The 6,552-nt window shown below is 34.4% G+C and carries 7 protein-coding genes; all 7 read left to right on the top strand.

The annotated features are described in order from the left end of the window. Nucleotides 1–167 precede the first annotated feature (167 nt). The 7 genes from ACW6OJ_RS01770 (at nucleotide 168) to ACW6OJ_RS01740 (ending at nucleotide 6,550) form a co-directional block, all read left to right on the top strand. Complete coding sequence (locus ACW6OJ_RS01770; protein ID WP_456095615.1) at nucleotides 168–503, top strand: SMI1/KNR4 family protein; 336 nt, start codon at nucleotides 168–170, stop codon at nucleotides 501–503. Between the two features lie 585 nt (nucleotides 504–1,088). Continuing rightward, nucleotides 1,089–1,760: a 4'-phosphopantetheinyl transferase family protein gene (locus ACW6OJ_RS01765; protein WP_314494761.1), complete on the top strand. Its 672-nt coding sequence runs from the start codon at nucleotides 1,089–1,091 to the stop codon at nucleotides 1,758–1,760. A 22-nt stretch (nucleotides 1,761–1,782) separates the two neighbouring features. Next, on the top strand, nucleotides 1,783–2,964 hold the full coding sequence (locus ACW6OJ_RS01760; RefSeq protein WP_455103699.1) for an aminoacyl--tRNA ligase-related protein: 1,182 nt from the start codon (nucleotides 1,783–1,785) through the stop codon (nucleotides 2,962–2,964). A 10-nt stretch (nucleotides 2,965–2,974) separates the two neighbouring features. After that, the gene (locus ACW6OJ_RS01755) at nucleotides 2,975–3,994 is read left to right on the top strand and encodes a phosphoadenosine phosphosulfate reductase domain-containing protein (protein ID WP_455103698.1); all 1,020 of its coding nucleotides are present in this window, start codon (nucleotides 2,975–2,977) and stop codon (nucleotides 3,992–3,994) included. A 20-nt stretch (nucleotides 3,995–4,014) separates the two neighbouring features. Then, nucleotides 4,015–4,248, top strand: a complete 234-nt coding sequence (locus ACW6OJ_RS01750; protein WP_293433129.1) for an acyl carrier protein — start codon at nucleotides 4,015–4,017, stop codon at nucleotides 4,246–4,248. Beyond that, on the top strand, nucleotides 4,241–4,735 hold the full coding sequence (locus ACW6OJ_RS01745; RefSeq protein ID WP_456095614.1) for a GNAT family N-acetyltransferase: 495 nt from the start codon (nucleotides 4,241–4,243) through the stop codon (nucleotides 4,733–4,735). Before ACW6OJ_RS01750 ends, ACW6OJ_RS01745 begins: the two co-directional genes overlap by 8 nt. Before the next feature lie 18 nt (nucleotides 4,736–4,753). After that, the gene (locus tag ACW6OJ_RS01740; protein ID WP_456095613.1) at nucleotides 4,754–6,550 is read left to right on the top strand and encodes a non-ribosomal peptide synthetase; all 1,797 of its coding nucleotides are present in this window, start codon (nucleotides 4,754–4,756) and stop codon (nucleotides 6,548–6,550) included. The last annotated feature ends 2 nt before the right edge of the window (nucleotides 6,551–6,552 follow it).

Genomic DNA, 6,552 nt, shown 5'->3' with positions numbered 1-6,552 from the left:
CCTTATTATTTTTTTTTTGACGATTTAAATTATACATGAGATTTGATGTGTGTTCCTATTTTTTTGCAAAAAATTTAGCGTTGGGAGAGAATTTTCTCTCACCAACGCTAAATATTATACAACCTAAGTTTTTTGCTATACTCCCATGTCTAATTGGTCAAAGGCAAATGGCCTTTTCTCTAATGAGCCTACAAGCTATAGAGAGGTCGAAGGAATACTTCCAAAATAAGGACTCACTTCTAAGTGATTTTCCAGACTATTTTACCAGTGAAGATATAGAAAATATGAGGGATAGTAGGATAAAGAAATATCTATTTAATAGGAGCTGGTTTCCTTTTGCAGAATACTGCGATACCTGTTACTTAATGCTTGATTTTGATCCAGGCCAAGATGGCAAGGAGGGCCAGATCATATGCTATATCCATGACCCCGATGAAATAGTCTATGTAGCAGAGGGAATTACGGACCTTCTAGATAGGATTATAGATATGATAAGCACCTAGAAAACTTTTCTCTTGATGGATATGAAATGACAAATTCAATCATCAAAACTAAATATTGAGTAGGTAAGAGCACCTTAGCCATTTGGCTAGGGTGCTTTTTTACGTCATGTAAGAGCCTCGGTTAAATATTTTTATATCATTAATATAAATCAAGCTTGAATTTTTATAAAAAACATATAGAAGTTAACTATTACTACAATAAATAATATAAAAAAAGACGATAGGTATCAATGAATATTTTCTAAAAAAATCATTGATATAGATTTTAGCTGGTGATATAATAATATATATCATTAGGAATTTAAAATCATAATCATAATTAGTAAATGTTTATCTAAAAAAATTTATCAAAGGTGGAATGAAAGAATGGGGAAGAATTTTGCTAAAAGAAAAAATATGAGAGAGGGAAGAAAGGACTACGGAAATAGTACTTGATTTGAGAAAAGAGGAGTGAGTTTTTGGAAAATGATTTCTTCTATACTCTTAATAGGCATAAATTAATAGGGCGTCTAAAGGGCCCTTAAATAGTATAGCTAATTACAGTTGGCAAAAAGGTGCTGATATACAAGCAAAATGGGGAGAAAAATGATTATCAGAAAGATAAAGTTAATCGATGATATATTCACTTGTATTGAACTAGTAAAAAAAGACACGCTTGTCCTTGTTCTTGAGGAGGGTTTTTTGGTTGAGAGTCAGTATAGGCTCAGGAGGTCATTAACAAGAAGTCAGGATTTGAGGGCAGATAAATATTGTCTTATAGGGGACAAGCTTAATCATATAGCTACTCATGCAGTAGTTAATATTATTTTTAGTGGGATATATGGGAGATTCCCGACTGATGATGATATAGGGTTTGACAATGGTAAACCCTACTTTTATGGACATTGTGATTTTAACTATAGTATATCTCACACCAGGTCTTGCTCGGTGATAGCATTTAGCAATAGGCCTATTGGAATTGATATAGAGGATTATAGTAAGAGTTTTAATTATAGTAGTATCCTAAAAAATTATTTTATTTATGAGTTAGAAAAATTTAAAAACATAGATACTAGGGCTTTTTACACATTTTGGACTGTTAAGGAGGCCTGTTTGAAGTTCTATGCTAGGGGGATTAGAGACCTGCAATCTATTAATATAGTCGGCATCAACAATGAAGCTGCAAGGGCAGTGTCTTTAATCGAAAAGCAGGTAATGGATGTAAGTATAACCTATTTTGACGATAGGTTTGTTGTATCCACTTGCCTTGCTAATTGATTGTTCCATGAGGAGGGATTTTATGTTTGAATTTAATGTAAATAGTATGAAGGAAGATAACCTAAAGGTTTTTATAGATATGATACCCTATGTATCTCCTAAAATTACCAATATAGATAAGGGTGAAGATAAGGTGATTATAGCTTGTGAGGATTCTTGCAATGATGAAATCAAGCAGGAGCTTCAGAGGCTGGTAACGATAATTGAGTCAATGAAGGACTCAAAGATTGAAACCATAGTATTAGAGGATTTTACAGATAAAAAGCCCCTAAATGACAAAGATATTTTTTCTGACCTACTAAATGATAGGACAGTTAGAGAGCTAAGTCCAGGAGTATTTTCTTATTCTGGACTATTCCTAAAGATATATGAGTACTTTGACAAGAAGATAAATGAATATGCCTATAAGACCTTCAGTAATCTGACAGAGGAGGTATACCCAGTATTGTTTCCTGTTCAAGAGTATGTAAAGGGCAGGTATTTTGAAAATTTCCCACACTATATGATGTTCCAGACCAAGCTAAATAATAATATTGATACCTATGAAAAATTTATGTCAAGAAAGCCAATGTGTTCTTGTGTAGATGAGGTTTTAAATGATACCACTTTACCTAAGAATGTCTTGAGGCACGCTACTTGTGCACCTGTTTATCCATCTTTAGAGAACCATAGTCTAGAGGAAAATGAAGTCAAGGCCTTTTTGGTGTCTGGTAGGTGCTTTAGAAACGAGGAGCTAAATATTAAGGAACTAAGTAGATTAAATGAGTTCAATATGAAGGAGTATGTCTTTATTGGCGAGGCAGGTAGCTTGGAGCCCCTTATAGAGGAATCAAAAAAATTGACTAAATTTTGGATTGATGTTTTTTCCCTAAACTCAAGGTGTGAGACTGCAAATGATTCATTCTTCGCAAGTAGCTACAAGAAGCTAAGATACTTCCAGCTAATTGGAAACTCTAAGTTGGAGTACAGGATTCTTGTACCAAGCAATGGAGATTATGTTTCTTGCTGCTCTGTAAACTTTCACAGGACTCATTTTTCTAAGCCATATAATATAAGGACACATAATGGTGATTATGCCTATACTGCTTGTTATGCCTTTGGAGTTGAAAGACTGGCCTATACGCTATTATCACAGAAGGGTCTAGATACTAGTAAGTGGGACCAGGCAACAATAGATGAAATCAGTAAGTATGTGAGTCTATAGGGGTGGAATGATGGAAAATTGTTGTATAAAGAAAGAAGAGCCTAGAAGGTGCAAAAGATGTGTAATGCCAGAGACTAAGGGTCGTGTAGAGATAGATGAAAATGGTCTTTGTAATATATGCAGGGAGAGGGAAAAAGATAATACTAAGGTTGAGAAGAAGGACGAAAAGGAGAGTCTATCATATTTTAAGAAGAAGCTACTTTTTCATACCAAATCATCTCCTAAATATGATTGTATTGTAAGTGTATCTGGTGGTAAGGACAGTATGATGACCCTATATATTGCTAAGAAAATACTAAATTTAAGGGTTTTGGCTGTCTTTGTAGATAATGGATTTGTACTTCCAGAAATGTACCACAATGTCAATAGTGCTTCTGAAATCCTAGGTATCGATCTTATCATATATAAGACAAATGACTTTTTTGATATTTTTAAAAAGTGTATTTTATCAAAAAAAGAAGTATATTTTTGTAGACTTTGCCATATTTTGCTGGAAAATATAGTGAAGAAAATTTGTATACAGAATGAGGTCAAGGTTATTCTGGGAGGCTATACAAAGGGACAGAATTACATTAAGAGCAATGAGTTATTTTGGATATATGAAAAATCAGACAAAAATGTTGTCGATATTTTTAAGGATGATGATAAGTACAAGGAGCTATCTGAAATATTTACCAACCCTATGGCCTATATGAATAAAGAGTATGGAAATATACTACAGCTATCACCATTTAGGTATATAGATTGGAATGAAGACCAGATAGTGGATACCCTAAAGGCTGAGCTAAACTTTAAAAGATCAAAGGATAGCTGGCCTAAGAATTCATCAAATTGTATCTTCAACTATGTTGCTCAGTATAAGGCCTTAGATTTCTTTGGCTATTCACAGCACGAAACAGAATTAAGTGACCTAGTTAGAAGTGGTGAGATGAATAGGGATAGGGCCCTAGAGATCATTAATACACCTTTGAAGGAAGAACATATAGTGAGTGCCCTATCAAAGATGGGTCTAGATATTAAGGATATTTAAATTAGAAGGGGGAAGTTAGCATGAAGGATAAGATTATAAAGATCGTTAAGGAAAATGTATTTGAACTATTAGATAAGGATATTGATAAGGACACAAAGTTAATATCTACAGGTTATTTGGAATCATTTGACGTTATCAACCTAATAGGCTTGTTTGAAAATGAATTTGATATAGAGCTTGACCTTGAGAAAATTGAATTGTCTTCGTTTGAGACAGTTGGGTTGATGGAGGAGCTGATTTGTAGTCATGTTTAATAGTGAGGAATTACAAATAGAGGCTTGCAGTGAACTTGATTTGGAAATATGTGCAGGTGAGGTATTCAACACCTCTTTTGGCAAGAGGTATTATCCAAGCCTGAAAATACTGAAAAATGTCCTAGAGGAGGCCTTTAGAAGGGACCGCATATATATAGGCAGATACAGGGAAGACATAGTAGGTTTTGTATGGTTTTCTAAGGATACTATGTTTGGAAAGTTCCCATATTTAAACCTGATTTTTGTCTTTGAAAAATATAGGAAGCTAGGTGTTGGGAGTAAGCTGCTAGAATGCTTTGAAACCAAAGAGCTAGAGGAATATAAGAAGCCTAAGATGAAGCTATTTTTAGTGGTGAAGGACGATAATGAGAAGGCCATCAATTTTTATATCAAAAATAAATACAACTCAATCGGGCGAATTGATGGCCTATTTAGGTCATCTACAAATGAAATACTAATGATGAAGCAGATGAACTATAAGTTTTAATAAGGCGGTGTTTTAAGTATGGGGGAATTAGCAATTTTAAGAGGGGATAAAAACGATGAGGTTTATAATAGAGATAATGAAAATATTATAAAGAGATTGTCTTACTGCTGTAATAAAAAACCAGACTTGGAAATATTCAAGGGTGAGGATAGGCTAACATATAGAGAATTTTGGAAAAAGATCAATGATTTTGCTAGTTTTTTACAGGAGATTGAGACTTTTGATAGGGAAGATCCAGTTGTACTATCCCTTCACAGTAGGGCTAGTAGGTATATTGCCCTGTATGGTGTTTTAGCCTCTGGTGGCTATTATTTACCAATAGAACCAGAGCCCAATAATTCTGTAAGGATAATAGATATTATAAACAAATCTGGTGCTAAGATAGCCTTTGTCAGTAAGGAAATTAATGACCTAATTCAGGATGAAGTTGCTGGGGATGTAAGACTGATCTGTATGGATGAGATAGACCTGAAGGAATCGGATAAAAACTGTATCTATGATGATTTCGCTTCTGATACACCAGCCTATATGATCTATACCTCTGGCTCTACAGGCCAGCCTAAGGGGGTTGTCGTACCACATAGAGCAATAATTAATATGGTAGTATCTCTAGAAGATAAATTTGAATTAGCTCCAACTGATATAGGCATATCCTTTACTTCATTTTCATTTGATGCCTGCGGATGTGATATTTACACTTTTTTATTGAATATGATTCCTATTGTAACTATAGATGAAAGAACTAAGTATGTTCAAGACCTAGAAAAGCTAAACAAGTTTTGTCTTGATAATAGGGTTACTATCCTACTACTTCCTACAGTTCTTGCAGAAAAGTTTGCAGGCATGGAGAATGACTGCCTGAGGATTTTGTATTTTGGGGGAGAAAAATTCTGTAAGAATATAAAGACGTCCCACAAGCTATTTAATTGCTATGGCCTAACAGAGACAGGTATTCTTAATACCTATTATGAGATAAACGGTGATGAAAAGGAGATACCCCTTGGAGGGCCTATTTATAATACTGAGATTGCTATAGCTGATGAGGAAACTAATATCGTAGAGCTTGGTATGGAGGGGGAAATACTAATATTAGGTGATAGCTTGGCCCTAGGCTATAAGGATGACCCTAAAAAAACGGAAGATAGGTTTGTTAGGCTAGAGAGTTTGGAAGGGCAAAGGGCCTATAAAACAGGAGATATTGGCTATATTGGAGAAGACCTAAACCTATACTACAAGGGTAGAATGGACAAGCAGGTTAAGATTAGTGGATATAGGATAGAACTAGGAGAAATAAAGTTCAAGAGTCAAGAGCTAGCCGGTATCGATATGAGTATACCTATGGTCATAAGGGATGAGGATAGGTCTATATTGGTCAATTTCTGCCTTTGTAATGGGGACTTTGATGATAATAAGCTAAGGAAGGACCTGGAAAAGGTATTGCCATTTTATATGGTTCCTATGTACAACGTACAAATAGAGGATATACCTTATACGATAAATGGTAAAATTGACTACCAGATTCTTGAAAATAGGTTTTATGAAATGAGGAAGTCCCTCTTAAGTGAGGGTGTGGATATAATGAGTGACGACCTTATAAACCACCTAAAGAACTACATGTCAAATATAATCGGCATAGACAAGGCTATGATAAGGAAAGAATCAAACTTCTTTGAACTAGGAGGAGATTCGCTCAAGGCCCTTAAACTAAAGTTCAATATAAAGGATTTTTTGGGGATAGATATAAAAATTTCAAATATATATGATAATTTTACACTAGATAATATAGTTAATCTGATTAGAGGTGAGATTGTATAAAG

The sequence above is a fragment of the Peptostreptococcus sp. genome, from assembly GCF_977045075.1.
This window is presented reverse-complemented; position numbering and strand designations above follow the sequence as displayed.

What these genes read in the sequence shown, in the direction of transcription:
- ACW6OJ_RS01770 (WP_456095615.1), top strand. Translation starts at nt 168, where the DNA reads ATGGCCTTTTCTCTAATGAGCCTACAAGCTATAGAGAGGTCGAAGGAA.
- ACW6OJ_RS01765 (WP_314494761.1), top strand. Translation starts at nt 1,089, where the DNA reads ATGATTATCAGAAAGATAAAGTTAATCGATGATATATTCACTTGTATT.
- ACW6OJ_RS01760 (WP_455103699.1), top strand. Translation starts at nt 1,783, where the DNA reads ATGTTTGAATTTAATGTAAATAGTATGAAGGAAGATAACCTAAAGGTT.
- ACW6OJ_RS01755 (WP_455103698.1), top strand. Translation starts at nt 2,975, where the DNA reads ATGGAAAATTGTTGTATAAAGAAAGAAGAGCCTAGAAGGTGCAAAAGA.
- ACW6OJ_RS01750 (WP_293433129.1), top strand. Translation starts at nt 4,015, where the DNA reads ATGAAGGATAAGATTATAAAGATCGTTAAGGAAAATGTATTTGAACTA.
- ACW6OJ_RS01745 (WP_456095614.1), top strand. Translation starts at nt 4,241, where the DNA reads ATGTTTAATAGTGAGGAATTACAAATAGAGGCTTGCAGTGAACTTGAT.
- ACW6OJ_RS01740 (WP_456095613.1), top strand. Translation starts at nt 4,754, where the DNA reads ATGGGGGAATTAGCAATTTTAAGAGGGGATAAAAACGATGAGGTTTAT.